Origin of the sequence: Streptococcus sp. HMSC062B01 (assembly GCF_001811085.1) — a bacterium.
Classification (GTDB): domain Bacteria; phylum Bacillota; class Bacilli; order Lactobacillales; family Streptococcaceae; genus Streptococcus; species Streptococcus gordonii.
The window spans coordinates 1-367 of the sequence record NZ_KZ672781.1 but is presented as its reverse complement, the minus strand read 5'-3'; the positions used below and the strand labels follow the sequence as shown (position 1 = coordinate 367).

The window sequence follows — 367 nt, the reverse complement described above, 5'->3', positions numbered from 1 at the left end:
CTGAGATTTGTTGGATACGATCTGCTAAGTCATCCATCTTGGTTGAGACTTTTGATTTTGGTAGATCGACTGGAACGTCATCTACAGTCACAAAAGCAAGTCGATTCTTATTCCCAAGGGAATCAAGCGTGTTGTGAATATTTTGGTGGCCAGTTTCAATGGCATCGCTAAAGTTCCGTACTTTGTTTGAAAGCCCCTCTGTACTAGCTGAGATGGCTTGATTCTTCACATTCGAAACACGGTTCTTGAAGTTATCAAAACCTTCTCCCACTTGAACCTTGACATCACCCGCCTTGGTCTTGATGTCCGTCCAGGCTGTGTTGGCTTGTTCTTTAAGGTTGGTTTTGAAGCTGGTTGCTTCACCACT

Annotated in this window: 1 protein-coding gene; it reads right to left on the bottom strand. The window is 43.9% G+C overall.

The annotated features are described in order from the left end of the window. Positions 1 to 367: hypothetical protein (locus tag HMPREF2780_RS05260; RefSeq protein ID WP_158672293.1), on the bottom strand; the 367-nt coding region annotated here is incomplete at both ends.